General features: G+C 65.2%; 13 protein-coding genes and 1 tRNA gene. 6 read left to right on the top strand and 8 right to left on the bottom strand.

Annotated features, from left to right (window positions below):
• Positions 1–140 precede the first annotated feature (140 nt).
• Positions 141–797, bottom strand: coding sequence for a hypothetical protein (locus tag C5689_RS17690; RefSeq protein WP_108918559.1), 657 nt, complete (start codon positions 795–797; stop codon positions 141–143).
• Between the two features lie 296 nt (positions 798–1,093).
• Here C5689_RS17690 and C5689_RS17695 point away from each other — a divergent pair, with 296 nt between their 5' ends.
• Positions 1,094–2,593 carry a Hint domain-containing protein gene (locus tag C5689_RS17695; protein ID WP_108918560.1) on the top strand — a complete coding sequence of 500 codons (1,500 nt, stop codon included), beginning with the start codon at positions 1,094–1,096 and terminating at the stop codon, positions 2,591–2,593.
• On the opposite strand, the gene C5689_RS17700 is transcribed toward C5689_RS17695, so the two are convergent.
• Together C5689_RS17700 and C5689_RS17705 are read right to left on the bottom strand one after the other, a co-directional pair.
• Positions 2,551–3,165 carry a GNAT family N-acetyltransferase gene (locus tag C5689_RS17700; protein ID WP_108918561.1) on the bottom strand — a complete coding sequence of 205 codons (615 nt, stop codon included), beginning with the start codon at positions 3,163–3,165 and terminating at the stop codon, positions 2,551–2,553. The two genes, C5689_RS17695 and C5689_RS17700, sit on opposite strands and share 43 nt — an antisense overlap.
• Before the next feature lie 18 nt (positions 3,166–3,183).
• Positions 3,184–3,720 carry a phage tail protein gene (locus C5689_RS17705; RefSeq protein ID WP_108918562.1) on the bottom strand — a complete coding sequence of 179 codons (537 nt, stop codon included), beginning with the start codon at positions 3,718–3,720 and terminating at the stop codon, positions 3,184–3,186.
• A 237-nt stretch (positions 3,721–3,957) separates the two neighbouring features.
• Here C5689_RS17705 and purE point away from each other — a divergent pair, with 237 nt between their 5' ends.
• Positions 3,958–4,431 (top strand): 5-(carboxyamino)imidazole ribonucleotide mutase, encoded by a 474-nt coding sequence (gene purE / locus C5689_RS17710; RefSeq protein ID WP_108918570.1) that lies wholly within the window; start codon positions 3,958–3,960, stop codon positions 4,429–4,431.
• On the top strand, positions 4,428–5,516 hold the full coding sequence (locus C5689_RS17715; protein ID WP_108918563.1) for a 5-(carboxyamino)imidazole ribonucleotide synthase: 1,089 nt from the start codon (positions 4,428–4,430) through the stop codon (positions 5,514–5,516). The genes purE and C5689_RS17715 overlap by 4 nt, the downstream gene beginning before the upstream one ends.
• Before the next feature lie 10 nt (positions 5,517–5,526).
• Here C5689_RS17715 and C5689_RS17720 read toward each other — a convergent pair whose 3' ends face one another.
• The 5 genes from C5689_RS17720 to C5689_RS17740 all read right to left on the bottom strand — a co-directional run bounded on the left by C5689_RS17720 (position 5,527) and on the right by C5689_RS17740 (position 10,850).
• The gene (locus C5689_RS17720) at positions 5,527–6,213 is read right to left on the bottom strand and encodes an arylesterase (protein ID WP_108918564.1); all 687 of its coding nucleotides are present in this window, start codon (positions 6,211–6,213) and stop codon (positions 5,527–5,529) included.
• A gap of 136 nt (positions 6,214–6,349) precedes the next feature.
• Positions 6,350–8,362 carry an acetyl-CoA carboxylase biotin carboxylase subunit gene (locus tag C5689_RS17725; RefSeq protein WP_108918565.1) on the bottom strand — a complete coding sequence of 671 codons (2,013 nt, stop codon included), beginning with the start codon at positions 8,360–8,362 and terminating at the stop codon, positions 6,350–6,352.
• 81 nt (positions 8,363–8,443) lie between these two features.
• A complete protein-coding gene (locus tag C5689_RS17730; RefSeq protein WP_108918566.1) occupies positions 8,444–9,079 on the bottom strand; it encodes an ATP-dependent Clp protease proteolytic subunit in 636 nt (211 codons plus the stop codon).
• Between the two features lie 245 nt (positions 9,080–9,324).
• Positions 9,325–10,689, bottom strand: a complete 1,365-nt coding sequence (gene tig / locus C5689_RS17735; protein WP_108918567.1) for a trigger factor — start codon at positions 10,687–10,689, stop codon at positions 9,325–9,327.
• A gap of 76 nt (positions 10,690–10,765) precedes the next feature.
• Positions 10,766–10,850: transfer RNA gene (locus C5689_RS17740), tRNA-Leu, on the bottom strand.
• 286 nt (positions 10,851–11,136) lie between these two features.
• Between C5689_RS17740 and C5689_RS17745 the strand changes: the two genes are divergently transcribed.
• The 3 genes from C5689_RS17745 to C5689_RS17755 all read left to right on the top strand — a co-directional run bounded on the left by C5689_RS17745 (position 11,137) and on the right by C5689_RS17755 (position 14,121).
• Positions 11,137–12,519, top strand: a complete 1,383-nt coding sequence (locus C5689_RS17745; protein ID WP_108918568.1) for a multicopper oxidase family protein — start codon at positions 11,137–11,139, stop codon at positions 12,517–12,519.
• 234 nt (positions 12,520–12,753) lie between these two features.
• On the top strand, positions 12,754–13,650 hold the full coding sequence (locus tag C5689_RS17750; protein WP_108918569.1) for a crotonase/enoyl-CoA hydratase family protein: 897 nt from the start codon (positions 12,754–12,756) through the stop codon (positions 13,648–13,650).
• Positions 13,651–14,121, top strand: a complete 471-nt coding sequence (locus C5689_RS17755; RefSeq protein WP_193487728.1) for a hypothetical protein — start codon at positions 13,651–13,653, stop codon at positions 14,119–14,121.
• Positions 14,122–14,155: the final 34 nt, after the last annotated feature.

The raw sequence follows: 14,155 nt of genomic DNA on the forward strand, positions 1-14,155 counted from the left end.
TTTGCGAACGGTCGGTTCCGGATATGTGCGCCATGACGCGATTCTAAGGCAACGCATGCGCCGATGGAATCCGTTCAACGAGAGTTTCCGCACAGTCTGTAAGGCGTTTTCTTAAACTCGGGCGTGTCGGAGGATTTTGGTCAGCGCTTTTTGGAGATGGCGCGCTGCTCCTGGGCGACCTCCTGATCGGGCGCCGGCTCGCGGAACATCGGCGCGGAGCCGAAGCCTGCGCTCACCACATGCACCAGCGCGGTCCGCACGTCCCAGCCATGATCGGTCAGCGTGATGTCGTAGCAGGCGCGCGGCTCGCCTATGTCGGGTTTCCTGCCCGCCTTCGCCAGCTCGGCGATCACTCTCGCCTTGATCTGCGGATTGTCGACGAGAGAGGCGAGGCCGCGATCCTGCAGATGATGATCGGTGCTGAAATCGTCGATCATAGAGGTCGTCGGCCTCTCGAACTCGCAGAGATTGGCCAGCAGGCCGACCTGCAGCAGCCGCAGCGCCATGCGCGGCTCGAGCGCGTTCAAATCGCGGGCGACGCGCCGGCGGTCCTTGGCGTCGAGCCGCTCGAACAGCGTGGGCGGCACGCGCTGCTCGATCGTCGCCTCGCCGAAATCCAGTTTGACGCCGGCGATCTCGGCTCCGCGCAGCCCGCCGAAGCGATCGGCGAGAGCCGCGAGTCCGTCGCCGATCGCATTGGCGTTGACGATGGCGAAGCCGATCGCCAGAACGAGGCCCAAAGTCGCGATCAGGCTCTTCAGAGCCGCGAGCGCCTCCTGCATTCCCTTGATATCCATTTCGCCTCCGAAACAGCACGCAATATGTCGCGATGATAGCGGAGGAGGACGCGCTTCGCCATTCGGGGCCGGCGTGAATTCGCCCGCCGCAGCCGAACGGCGATCGTCGTGCTCGAGCAAATCATCGGGATCGAGGTTTCTGCAACGGCTCTCAACGCATGTAGAGGCGCGGCGCTCCACGAGAAGCTCATGTGGCGGATTATTGACACTGCCGCGCCGGCTATTTATTAATTACTCGTTTCATGGAAATAGGAATGAGGCGCCGCCTCATAGATTGATGAATTCGGAGGCTATTCATGGGAACGGCGACGATTTCCTACACTATTCCGCCAGCGTCCGACGGCGTGCCGCCGAACACGAGAGTCGATGTGACGCTCAATCTGACGTACAGCGACACGCTCAACGCGGATGGATCATATACCGTCACCAATGCGACCGGGACCTATAAGGTCGGCAGCACGACCTACAATATCATCGGCGTCGTCGATCCGGCCAGCGCGGCCGGCTTGGCGGAAGGCTCCGACAATCATTTCTGGCCCGCGGGAAACGGGCCGAGCGGCGCTTATGTCAATTTCAACGGGATCAATTTCGTCACCGACAATCCGACAGCGAACGGCAATCAAGCCGTCAGCGGCTACTCGGGCCCGAACGTCGATTTCTATTACGACGCCGGCCGCAGCAGCTATTTTCAGGACACCAGAACCGGGGGCAACTTCAACGCCGCGCAGAGCGTCTCGATCACCATCACCTGCTTCGCCGCCGGGACGCTGATCCGCACGCCGCGCGGCGATGTCGCCATAGAGACGCTGCGCGCCGGCGACGTCGTGCTGACGGCGGAGGGCGAGGAGCGTCCGATCGCCTGGATCGGTCACCGGATCGTCGATTGCGCTCCGCGCGCGCGCCCGCGCGACGCCTGGCCGGTGCGCATCGCGGCGGGCGCCTTTGCGGAGAACCGCCCCGAGCGCGATCTCTATGTCTCGCCCGCCCACGCCCTCTGCGTCGATTTTCTCGGCGAGGTGCTGGTCTATGCCGATGAGCTGGTCAATGGCGCGACGATCGCCCGCGTTCCGACCGACGTCGTCGATTATTGGCATATCGAGCTCGAGAGCCATGACATTCTGATCGCCAATGGAATGCCGGCCGAAAGCTACAGCGCGACCGGCGAGCGCGGCTCATTTTCGGAGAGCTTCGGCGCGGTGCGCGTCGAACGCCTCGCGGCGTCGGATTTCTGCCGGCCTTTTGCGTCGAATGTCGTCGTCGCGGCGATGCGTTTGCAGCTCGAGCGGCGCGCCGAGCAGCTCGGCTACGCCCGCGACTTCGACGCCGATCTGCGGCTCGTCGCCGATGGCGTCGAATATCTGCCGCTGTTGGCCGGCGATTCGGCGGTGTTTCTGTTTCCCAAGGCCGCGCAGGACATTCGCCTGCGATGCGCGAGCTTCACGCCCGCGGATATTCGCTTCGATCGTGACGCTCGGCCGCTCGGCCTGTCGATCCTCGGCCTCTCCGTTTCGGACGGACGCAGCGCCTTTCCGATCGCTCTCGACGATGCGCGTCTGGCTCCCTGCCTCCATCCCGTGGAAGCGAGCGATGCGGCGGACCGGCGCTGGACCATCGGCGAGGAAACGGGGTTGCCGTCGTCGCTCTTCGATACGCTCGCCGGCGCCCATGTCGCGCTCACCATCTCCTTCGACGCCTCGGCGCAGCGTGGATGGAAAGCTCCGGCGGAAACGAACGCTCCGGCGCGGCCTCGGCTCTATGCGGTGCGTTCCGAGGCTCTGGATTCGCGCGCGGCCTGAGCGCGCTCCCTCTCGTCCCGCGCGCTCGTCTCACGGACGCGCGGGCGCGCGGCCTTTGGGGGAGAGAGCGGCTCGTCGCCGCTGCGCGATTCCCACACGATCTGCAGCTCCGTGCGGGCGACCGGGATGAAGCCGAGGCGCTGAAAGAGCCGGTTTCCATCCTCATTGAGCAGGAAGGAGCGGAAGCGAGCCGGCATATGCGCCATGCGCGCCTCGTCGGCGAGCTCTCGAAGCAGGCGCGCGCCGATTCCGCGGCTGCGCCATTGCGGCATGATCGCCAGATCGACGATATGCAGAGCCTCTCCGCCGCGCTCGACGACGAGGCGGCCGACCGACTCTTCGCCTATTTCCAATATCTCATGGCGAGCCTGTGGAAACTGCGCGTGATAGCCGGCGATCTGCGCCAGGAATTGCTGGCGCAGCAGCATGTCCCGAAGCGACGGGTCGAGAGCCCCGAACTCCTCGCCCGGCGGACGCGACCGACAGAAGAGCTCGAAACGAAACGCCGCATCCGCGGGCGTCTCGTTTCGGCGGCCGAGGCGCATTTCCGCAGTGGGGTCGCTCTCGTCCATTGGCGCGCGCGCCGTCCCTCAGTTGGGAGACGGGAAAACGCCTTCCAGAGCGATGATATAATTGATCACCGTGAAGGGGCTCAGCACGGAGACGGGCTGATTGCCGCCGGTCTGTGAGATCATCGACGGCGCCATGGCCACGGCTGTCGCCGGGGTCGGCGGGCCGTAGAGGTTGGTGGCGTTCTTTCCGGCTCCCAGCTCGGCGGGGACGGCGCCCGCGGGGCTGGGCGTGCTCGCGGCGGTCGCTTGCGCGCTGACCAGATGCGTATGCGCGGGCATCTGGCTGGTCGTCAGCGTCGTGCTTTCGACGCCGGCGATCTCGCCGAGCGCATAGAAGCCCAGCCCGGGACCTTGGCCCTGGCCGACTATGGCGCGGCCGCGCAAATCGGGCAGCGCGAAGTTGGTCTGACCATTGCCGCCATAGGTGGTGCCGAGTATGGAGAAAAGCGCGGTGTGCTGCGCAATGCTGAGAAGCTGCCCTTGGCAGAGCGCCCATCCTCTCGGCGCGAAGTTTCCGGCGAATGCGACGATCATTCCGATAAACGGCTCGGACATATTTTGCTCCCGAACTGAAAAACTCCGATAAAGCTCGTCTTGCTACCTCGAGGCGAGGAGCGAGTCTACTGCAACGGTAGCGTCGAATGCGTCGCGCCCGAGACGCCGCTCGAAGCCATGGCGCCCGGCGCACATGCGCTTGCGCCGCGCCGCCGGTTCGGCTAAGGGGCTGTGCTTCATGCACTCGAGCCCGCCGGAAGAGCCGTGGCGCAGTCCAAGAAGCCTGTCGCGATCATCATGGGGTCCCAATCCGATTGGGCTACCATGCGGCATGGCGCCGAAACGCTCGATGCGCTCGGCGTCGGCTATGAAGCGCGCATCATATCCGCCCACCGCACGCCGGACCGGCTCAGCGCCTTCGCCAAAGGCGCCGAGGCGGAGGGGTTCGAGGTCATCGTCGCCGGGGCCGGCGGCGCAGCGCATCTGCCCGGCATGACGGCGGCGCATACGACGCTTCCCGTGCTCGGCGTGCCGATCGAGAGCGCCGCGCTCTCCGGCATGGATTCGCTGCTCTCCATCGTGCAAATGCCGGGGGGCGTGCCCGTGGGCACTCTGGCCATCGGCAAGGCCGGCGCGATCAACGCCGCTCTGCTCGCCGCCGCCATTCTCGCGCGCGGCGACGCCGATCTCGACGCGCGGCTGAAGGATTGGCGTCGCCGCCAGACCGAGCATGTCGCCGAGACGCCGAGCGACGATGCGGGAACCAAATGACCAGTCTGCGCCCCGGCTGCACCATCGGAATATTGGGCGGCGGCCAGCTCGCCCGCATGTTGGCCAAGGCCGGCGCGCGGCTCGGCCTGTGCGCCCATGTCTATTCGCCCGTGGCGGATGATCCGGCCTTCGAGGTCTGCGCCGCGCGCACCATCGCCGCTTTCGAGGACGAGACGGCGCTCGCCGAATTCGCCGCGGCCGTCGATGTCGTGACTTATGAATTCGAGAATGTGCCGTCGCAGACGGCGGCTTTTCTCGAGGCGCATTCGCTCGTGCGGCCCAATCCGCGCGTGCTGGCGCTGACGCAGGACCGGCTCACCGAGAAGAATTTCGTCCGCGGCCTAGGCATAGAGACGGCGCCTTTCGACAATGTCGAGAGCGTCGAAATGTTGGCCGCCGCCGTGTCGCGCCTCGGCCTGCCCGCCATATTGAAGACGCGGCGCTTCGGCTATGACGGCAAAGGCCAGATCATGCTGCGCGAGGGCGCCGATCTTTCCGCCGCTTTCGAGCAGCTCGGCCGCGCGCCTTGCGTCCTCGAGGGCTTCGTGCCCTTCGCGCGCGAGGTCTCGGTGGTGGCGGCGCGCGGCGCGGACGGCGCCTTTCGCGGCTATGACGTCTGCGAGAATGTCCATGAGCATCATATCCTCGCGCTGACCGTCGCGCCGGCGCGGATTTCGCCGCAGACGGCGGCGGCCGCCGTCGAAATGGCCCGCAAAATCGCCGAGGCGGCCGATTATGTCGGCGTGATCGCGGTGGAGATGTTCGTCGTCGAGGAAGCGGGCGGCGAGCTTCTCGTCGTCAATGAGATCGCGCCGCGCGTGCATAATTCCGGTCATTGGACGCTGGACGGCGCCGTGACCTCGCAATTCGAGCAGCATATGCGCGCCGTCGCCGGCTGGCCGCTCGGTTCGACGCGCCGCCATGGCGCGCGCGTGGAGATGCGCAATCTGATCGGCGAGCAAGTCGACGAATGGCCGGATCTTCTGGCGGAGGAGGGGGCCTGCCTCCACCTCTACGGCAAGAAGGAGACGCGCCCCGGCCGCAAGATGGGGCATGTGACGCGGGTGTTCGAAGGTCGCGATTAGCGCGAGCGGCTCACCGCGCCTCCGCCACTCTGCGCCGGCCCGCCGCCGCGTCGAGATTGCGCTCCACTAGCGGCGCTATGCCTGCGACGATGCGGGCGACGCCCGCCGCATTGGGATGGATGTGGTCGTCCTGCATCAGCGCCGGATGGCCGAAGACGCCCGCGAGAAAGAACGGATAGAGCGAGGCGCCCCAGCGCGCGGCGAGCTTCGGATAGATCTGATCGAAGGTCACATTATAGACGAAGCCGAGCTCGGGCTTGGACAGCATCCCGCCGATGACGATTCGAGTTCCGCGCTTCTTATAGCCGTCGAGAATCCAATCGAGATTGCGTGCGACGACGGCCGGCTCGGTCTGCGTGAGCATATCATTGCCGCCGAGTTCGACGATGACGACGTCGGCGTCATATTGCTGCGGCGTCGAGGCGAGGCGCGTGGCCGCGTCAGCGGTGGTGTCGCCGGCCATGGAACCATTGAACACTTCGACATTGCGATAGCCGTCGGCGCGCAGACGCGCGGCCAGCGCCGGGCCGAAACCATAGCCCTCCGGCACGCCGAGGCTGGTGCTGAGACTATCGCCCAATATCAGCAGCTTCAGCGGGGCGGAGGGCTGGCTCCGCGCGGGCGAGCCATGGATCGACGCGGAGAGCGCAATGGCGGCGCCGAGAGCGGCGCCGAAGCGGAAAATTTGACGGGCCATTTGGTCACCTCGAACGCCTGCAAGGAACGCAAGAAAGAAATCGAGGCGAGGGTAGAAGCGGCGCGTTGATCGACCATGAAAAAAGCCCGGCGCATTCGCCGGGCTCTCGAATCTTTTCAATGCTTTGGCTTGGCCGTTACTCGGCGAACTCCATGATCACCGCATCGACGGCGAGGCTGTCGCCCGGCTTGGCGATGATCTTCTTGATCGTCACGTCGCGCTCGGCGCGCAGCACATTCTCCATCTTCATAGCTTCTACCATGCAGAGCGGCTCGCCGGCCTTCACCTCCTGGCCCTCGACGACATCGACCGTCTTGACGAGGCCGGGCATGGGGCAGAGCAGATGCTTGGAGACGCCGGCGCTCTTCTTCTTCGGCATCAGCGCATTGAGCTCGGCCTCGCGCTGGGTGAAGACGCGGGCGTCTACCGCAACTCCCTGGTGCGAGAGCTGGAAGCCGTTGAGGATCGGCCGCACCTGCACATAGATGGAGGCGCCGTCTATAGCTCCCTCGAAGACGGGATCGCCCGGCCGCCAGGAGGAGGAGATGCGGCGCGTGCGGCCGTCCTCCTCCTCGAAATGGACGATCAGCGCCTCGCCCTGCGTGTCCAACGTCACATGGAACAACTGCTCGCCGAGCGCGCAGACGCGCTTGCGCTCGAATTCGAGCGGCCGGCCATGGGCGAGCTGGCCGCTGATCAATCGCTTGCGTTCATTGCCGATGTGATCGACCAGCGCCGCCACCGTCGCCAGTACATGGGCGACCTCGCCATCCGGCTGCGGGGCGGCGAAGCCGCCTGCATATTCCTCCGCGATGAAGCCGGTGGAAAGCTGGCCCGAGCGCCAGCGCTCATGCTGCATCAGCGAGGCGAGGAAGGGGATGTTGTGGCGAATGCCGTCGATCACGAAGCGATCCAGCGCATTGCCCTGGGCGTCGATCGCCGCGAGGCGGTCGGGGCCATGGGTGACGAGCTTGGCGATCATCGGATCGTAATGGATGGAAATTTCGCGGCCTTCCGCGACGCCCGTGTCGTTGCGGACGGTGATCGCGCCCTCGCGCTTCTCCTCCGGCGGGCGATATTTCACCAGACGGCCGATTGAGGGCAGGAAGTTGCGGGTCGGATCCTCGGCGTAGATTCGGCTCTCCACCGCCCAGCCGTTGATCGTCACCTTCTCCTGGCGCAGCGACAGAGGCTCGCCGGCGGCGACGCGAATCATCTGCTCGACGAGATCGACGCCGGTGATGAGCTCGGTGACCGGATGCTCCACCTGCAGGCGGGTGTTCATCTCGAGGAAGTAGAAGCTCTTGTCCTGGCCGGCGACGAATTCCACCGTGCCGGCGGAGTCGTAGTCCACCGCCTTGGCGAGGGCGACGGCCTGCGCGCCCATGGTGGCGCGGGTCTCCTCGTCGAGCAGCGGCGAAGGGGCTTCCTCTATCACCTTCTGATTGCGGCGCTGAATGGAGCACTCGCGTTCATTGAGGTGGATCACATTGCCATGCTTGTCGCCCAGCACCTGAATCTCGATGTGGCGCGGATTGACGATGAATTTCTCGATGAAGACGCGGTCGTCGCCGAAGGAGGAGGCGGCTTCGGAACGGGCGCGGTTGAAGCCCTCGACCACTTCCTCGGCCTTGAAGGCGACGCGCATTCCTTTGCCGCCGCCGCCGGCGGAGGCCTTCAGCATCACCGGATAGCCGATCTCATTGGCGATGCGGACCGCTTCCTCGCCGTCCTGGATGACGCCGAGATAGCCGGGAACGACATTCACCTTGGCGGCGGAGGCGAATTTCTTCGACTCGATCTTATCGCCCATCGCCTCGATCGCGCGGGGATTAGGGCCGATGAAGACGATTCCGGCCTCGGCCAGCGCCGTGGCGAAGGCGGCGCGCTCGGAGAGAAAGCCATAGCCCGGATGCACGGCCTCGGCGCCGGTCTCCTTGCAGGCCGCGACGATCTTGTCGATGAGCAGATAGGATTGCGCAGCAGGGGGCGGGCCGAGATGAATGGCCTCGTCGGCCATTTCGACATGAAGCGCGTCGGCGTCGGCGTCGGAATAGACTGCGACCGTCTTTATGCCCATGCGGCGAGCGGTCTTGATGATGCGGCAAGCGATCTCGCCACGATTGGCGATCAGGATTTTACGAAACATGCGCGCCCCGATACATGCGGAACGGCGCGCCTGCCTTTCTCGACCAGCGAGAAAAGCGGGCGCGCCGGGATTTGATCTCGCTCAGGCCTTGGCCTCGGCCGGATCGTCGGGATGGTTGATCTCCACCCGGTCGACGATGCCGAACTCCTTGGCCTCCTCGGCGGACATGAAGTGATCGCGATCGAGCGTCTGCTCGATCGTGTCATAATCCCGGCCGGTGTGCTTGACGTAGATTTCGTTGAGACGCCGCTTGATCTTCATAATATCCTCCGCATGGCGGAGAATATCCGAGGCCTGGCCCTGGAAACCGCCCGAAGGCTGATGGACCATGATGCGGGCGTTGGGCAGCGCGATGCGGTTGCCGGCCTCGCCGGCGCAGAGCAGCAGCGAGCCCATGGAGGCCGCCTGGCCGATGCAGAGCGTCGCCACCTTGGGCTTGATGTATTGCATCGTGTCGTAGATGGCGAGACCGGAGGTCACCACGCCGCCCGGCGAGTTGATGTAGAGAAAAATCTCACGCTTGGGATTTTCCGCCTCGAGGAAGAGGAGCTGGGCGATGATGACCGAGGCCATATGGTCCTCGACCTGGCCGGTCAAAAAGATGATTCGCTCGCGCAGCAGGCGCGAATAGATATCGAAGCCGCGTTCGCCGCGGCTCGTGTTCTCGATCACCTGGGGGATCAGATATTGGTTGTAGACGTCGATCGGATCACGCATCTGTTTGCGCCTTTTTTAGATTTGACTGGCCTGCGAACCGGGCCCCGCGCGGCGGGCGCATGGCGCTCCCGGCCTCGCGGCGGCCTCTTCGACCCGCCGTCTTTCTCCCGATTTGGAGCGAAAGCCACGAGCCAGCTTTTGACTCGTTGGTAGCATATTGCGGCAGGCCGTCCAGACACAAACCGCAAAAGGGGCGGGCGGAAACCCCGGGGCCACCCTTAAGGGCCCCGGGTCGGCGGGCCGGATCAGACGGCGGGCTGGGCCAGATCGTCGTCTTCTTCGGCGGCCAGCAGCTCTTCCTTGGTCACGGTCTTGTCGGTGATGCTGATCTTGGCGACCAGATGGTCGACGACGCGCTCCTCATAGAGGGGGGCGCGAATCTGGGCGAGCGCCTGCGGGTTGTTGCGGTAATAGTCCCACACCTGCTTCTCGCGGCCGGGGAAGGCGCGCACGCGCTCGACCAGCGCATCGGTGACGTCCTTGTCCTCGACAGTGACGCCGGCGCCCTGGCCGATCTCGGCCAGCACCAGGCCGAGACGCACGCGGCGCTCGGCGATCTTGCGATATTCCTCGCGCGCCGCCTCTTCCGTCGTGTTCTCGTCCTCGAAGCTCTTGCCGGAGCGCTTGCGCTCGGCCTCGAGCTGGTTCCAGATCGTGTCGAACTCCTGGGCGACGAGGCCCTCGGGCAGCTCGAAGCTGTATTTCTTGTCGAGAGCGTCGAGCAGCGAGCGCTTCAGCTTGGCGCGCGAGGCCTTGGCGTAATCCGCCTCGAGATTGCCGCGCACGGCGAAGGTCAGCTCGGCGAGCGATTCGAAGCCGTATTTGCTGGCGAAAGCGTCGTCGATCGGCAGCTCCTTGGGGCCGGCGACGGCCTTGACGGTCACATCGAACTCGGCGTCGCGGCCGGCGAGCGTCGGCACGCCGTAATCCTCGGGGAACTTCACCTTGACGACGCGCTGCTCGTCCTTGGCCGCGCCCTCGAGCTGCTCCTCGAAGCCGGGGATGAAGGAGCCCGAGCCGAGCACCAAATTCACATCGCCGCCCGTGCCGCCCTCGAAGGGCTCGCCGTCGAGCTTGCCGGTGAAGTCTATGGTGACGCGGTCGCCCTTGGCGGCGGCGCTTTCCTTATCCTCATATTCGCGGATGCGGTCGGCGAGATCGGAAATCGCCTTCTGGACCTCCTCCTCCGAGACCTCGGCGATGGGACGCTCGATGGCGATGTCGTCGAAGCCGCCGAGCTCGATCGCCGGCAGCACCTCGAAGGCGACGGAATAGGAGAAGTCGCCCTCGGCCTCGAGCGCCTTCTCGACTTCGGCCTGATCGGTGGGGAAATCGAGACGCGGCTCCATGGCGACGCGCAGGCTATTGTCCTCGACGATCTTGCGATTGGCCTCGTTGACGGCCTCCTGCAGGACCTCACTCATTATGCCTTTGCCGTAGATCTTCTTGAGATAGGAGATCGGCGCCTTGCCGGGGCGGAAGCCCTTGATCTGCGCCTTGCCGCGCAGCTCGACGAGCTGCGACTCGAGCTTGGCGGCGAGGTCGCCGGCCGGAAGCACCACTTTGAACTCGTGTTTCAAGCCCTGCGACAGGGTCTGCGTCACCTGCATGTCGTTTTCGCCTTCTCGAATCTCGACCAGTCCGGCGTGCGCCGGGAAAATATCTCTGCCGCCGGCGCGCGTCGGATGGTGCGGGCGGAGGGAGTCGAACCCCCACGACTTGCGTCACCGGAACCTAAATCCGGCGCGTCTACCAGTTCCGCCACGCCCGCGCCCCGACGCGCAAACGCTCGACGAGCCGCCGGCTCGCGGGCGAAACGCCAAAGGACCGAAGCCACGAGCCAAACGGCGTCGAAACGTCGCGGCGACAATCGAACGCCAGCTTCGAAACGTCGGCGTCGACGCGCGAACGCCGCCACGCGCCGGCTCGGGCGGGGGGCTCTATAGCACGACGCGCCGCCGGCGCTAAAGAAAATGTCATCGGATGGATGCTAACCGCTCTCGGTTGAAAGCCGCGCGCCGGTCTGGCCATATGCGGCGGCGAGAATCGGAGCCCCCATGCCGTTCAATTGTTCACGCCGCGCATTTTTGGGCTCGGTCGCCGCGACCCTCGTCTCGCTCGACGCCCGCGCCGAGCCGCCCGTCGCCGGGACCAAGATGGCCGGGCTCACGACGCTGGAGGCGCGCAAGGGAACGGCGCGCCTGCTGCCGGACCACGCCCATGCGACGGAAATATGGGGTTTCGAGGGGAAGACGCCCGGCCCTGTGCTGCGCCTTTCGCAGGGAGAGGAGCTCGCGGTCGGCCTCGTCAACCGCCTCGACGCGCCGCTCTCCATTCATTGGCAGGGGATGCGCGGCGACAACGCCATGGACGGCGTCGCGCCGCTGACACAGGCCGAGGTCGCGCCCGGCGCGCGATTCGACTATCGCCGGCGGGCGCTCGACGCCGGGCTCTTTTGCTACCGCCCCTCGGTTTTCGGCGCGACGCCGGAACTCTGCGGCCGCGGACTGAAGGGGCTTCTCGTGGTCGATGAGCCCAAGTCATCGCTGAAGCCGCTCGAATCCGACGCCGATCTGCTGCTCGCGCTCGACGATTGGCGGCTCGACAAAAATGGCGTGATCGAGGGCGATTTCGGCGCGGCCGCCGCGGCGGGCGGGGCCGGGCGCATCGGAACTCTGGTCGCCGTAGACGGCGCTCCGGCGCCGGCGCGCCGCGATTTTTCGCCCGGCGCGCGCATCCGTCTGCGCTTGGCCAATCTCGCCAATGCGCGAATCATGTTCGTCGGCTTCGAGAATATTCAGCCTTTCGTCGTCGCCGTGGACAGCCAGCCCTGCGACGCTTTCGAGCCGGTGCGGCGCACGATCCCCGCCGCGCCGGGCGCGCGCTTCGAGCTGATGTTCGATCTACCGCGGGCCGAGAACGCAGTCGCCAAGCTCGTCTTGCGCGGGGTCGACGAGGCCGACCGCGATCTCGCGATCTTCACCACGCGCGGCGCCGCGGCGTCGGCTCGCCCGCCGATAGCAGCGGCGCCGCAAAATCCGCTGCTGCCCACAGAGATCAAGCTGCAAGCGGCCAAGAAGGTCGATCTGCTGATTGAGCCGCCGGCGTCGCCGGGGTCCGGCTGGCGCATCAATGGCGCGGCGAGCAAGGCCTATGGCGGGCCGCCCTTGTTCCAGGTGAAGCGCGGGAGCCCGGTGACGCTCGGCTTCGTCAATCGCGCCGCGGTCCCGGTCGTCATGCATGTGCACGGCCATTGCGTGCGCCTTCTGCATGACCTCGACGATGGATGGGAGCCTTATTGGCGCAATGGCGTCGTCGTGCCGCCGGGCAAGACCAAGCATGTCGCCTTCGTCGCCGACAGTCCCGGCAAATGGGCGGTCCATGACGATATTCTCGAGCATGAGGCGGCCGGGCTCGCCGCCTGGTTCGAGGTGAAGTGAGCGCGAGCCTTGTCGGTTGCGCGTCGCCGCGGCCCCATGCAATATCGCAGAATGATGTCGTCGCGCTCCGAAAAGCGAGCAGATCGAGGACTTTCGCGATGATCGGGGTAACTCTACGATAACCCGTCTCGATTAATAGCTTATAATGGCAGTGAAATCGGGCTGGTCGAAAAGGATGAGCTCCCGGCGGGGCGCGATAGACGTCGACTTGCGAAATCAATCCCGGAAAAGGCCATGACGGCAGCCTTCGAGCATGAACGCCGAAATCCGCGCGAGTTCCCAGATTGGGAGTTCGAGACTCTCGACATCGGCTACGACGTCGAGAGCCGATCCGTTTGGATGAGCTATAAAGAAACTGCTCCACATTGCTATACGCTGAAGATGCTTCTGGAAGCAGTCGCTCTGCGCGAATCGCTGAAGGAACTCGTCAATTCGCCCTACGGCGCGCAGTGGCCGATCCGCTATTTCGTGATGAGCTCGAACAAGCCGGCGGTTTTCAGCCTGGGCGGCGATCTCGCCACCTTTGCGGCCGCTGTCCGCAAGCGCGACAGGGATAGTCTGCGGACCTACGCCTATGTCTGCATCGACGTGATGTATGGGCTGACCTCCGCGCTCGGACTGCCGCTCGTGACCCTCTCCGCCGTCCGCGGCCAGTGCTTCGGAGGCGGATTCGAGGGCGCGATGGCGACCGACTTCCTGATCGCCGAGGAGAGCGCCAAGCTCGGCGTTCCGGAGGTCGCCTTCAACACTTTTCCCGGCATGGGGGCCGTGAGCTTCTTGAAGCGTCGGCTGGGGGTGGCGCTGGGCGAGCAGATCATCGCGACCGGCGCCGCTCACACTGCGGTAAAAATGCACGAGCTCGGCGTCGTCGACGTGCTGGCGCCGGACGGGGGCCTGCGGGAGACCACGCTCTCTTGGATGTGCGACGGCGGCGAGGAGCGTTGGCTGCGGCGCCGGGCGCTCGCCGATCTGCGTCGTTCGTGTTTTCCGATCACGCGCGAAGAGCTTTTGCGCGTCGTCGACTTGTGGGTGGATTGCTCGTTTTCGATCGGAGAGCCGGATTTGCGTCATATGGAGAGATTGGTCGCCGCCCAGGGGCGCCTCTCTGGCCAGAAGACGAAATCGGCATAATTGCGCGCCGCCGTTCGGAGTTCGTCCGCGGCGCTCAACTCGAAAGACGGTTTCATGCGGGCGTCGAACGTAAATGCGAACGACACAGAGGCTTGCGAAGCGCGCGAGGAGATTTATCGCGACCTCGTGGACACGCTTTTCGGAACGCCCGGCTCATTCGCGGCCGGCCTGGTCGGGGGACTGATCGCGCCGGTGAGCGCCTGGCTGATGACCGGGCGCGAGGTCTATGTCGTTCTGACGATCGTCATGATGTGTTTTGCCGCATATCGGCTCTATGTCCTTTATTCCCACACGATGACGCCGCGCGATATCCGCCGTCGCGACGCGCAGCTCTGGGAGATCCGTTACGGGATCGGCGGCGTCGGCTTCATGACCGCCGTCGGCGTCAGCGTCGCGATACTTTTTTCGGTGCCGTCGCGGGATTGGTTGGAATTGGGTTGGCGTAGTCTCCGGGGTGCTGAACCCGGCTGATTCCAGCGTTGGAGCGCTGGAAGGAGACCACGCC

The organism is Methylosinus sporium (genome assembly GCF_003113265.1).
GTDB classification, from domain to species: Bacteria; Pseudomonadota; Alphaproteobacteria; order Rhizobiales; family Beijerinckiaceae; genus Methylosinus; species Methylosinus sporium.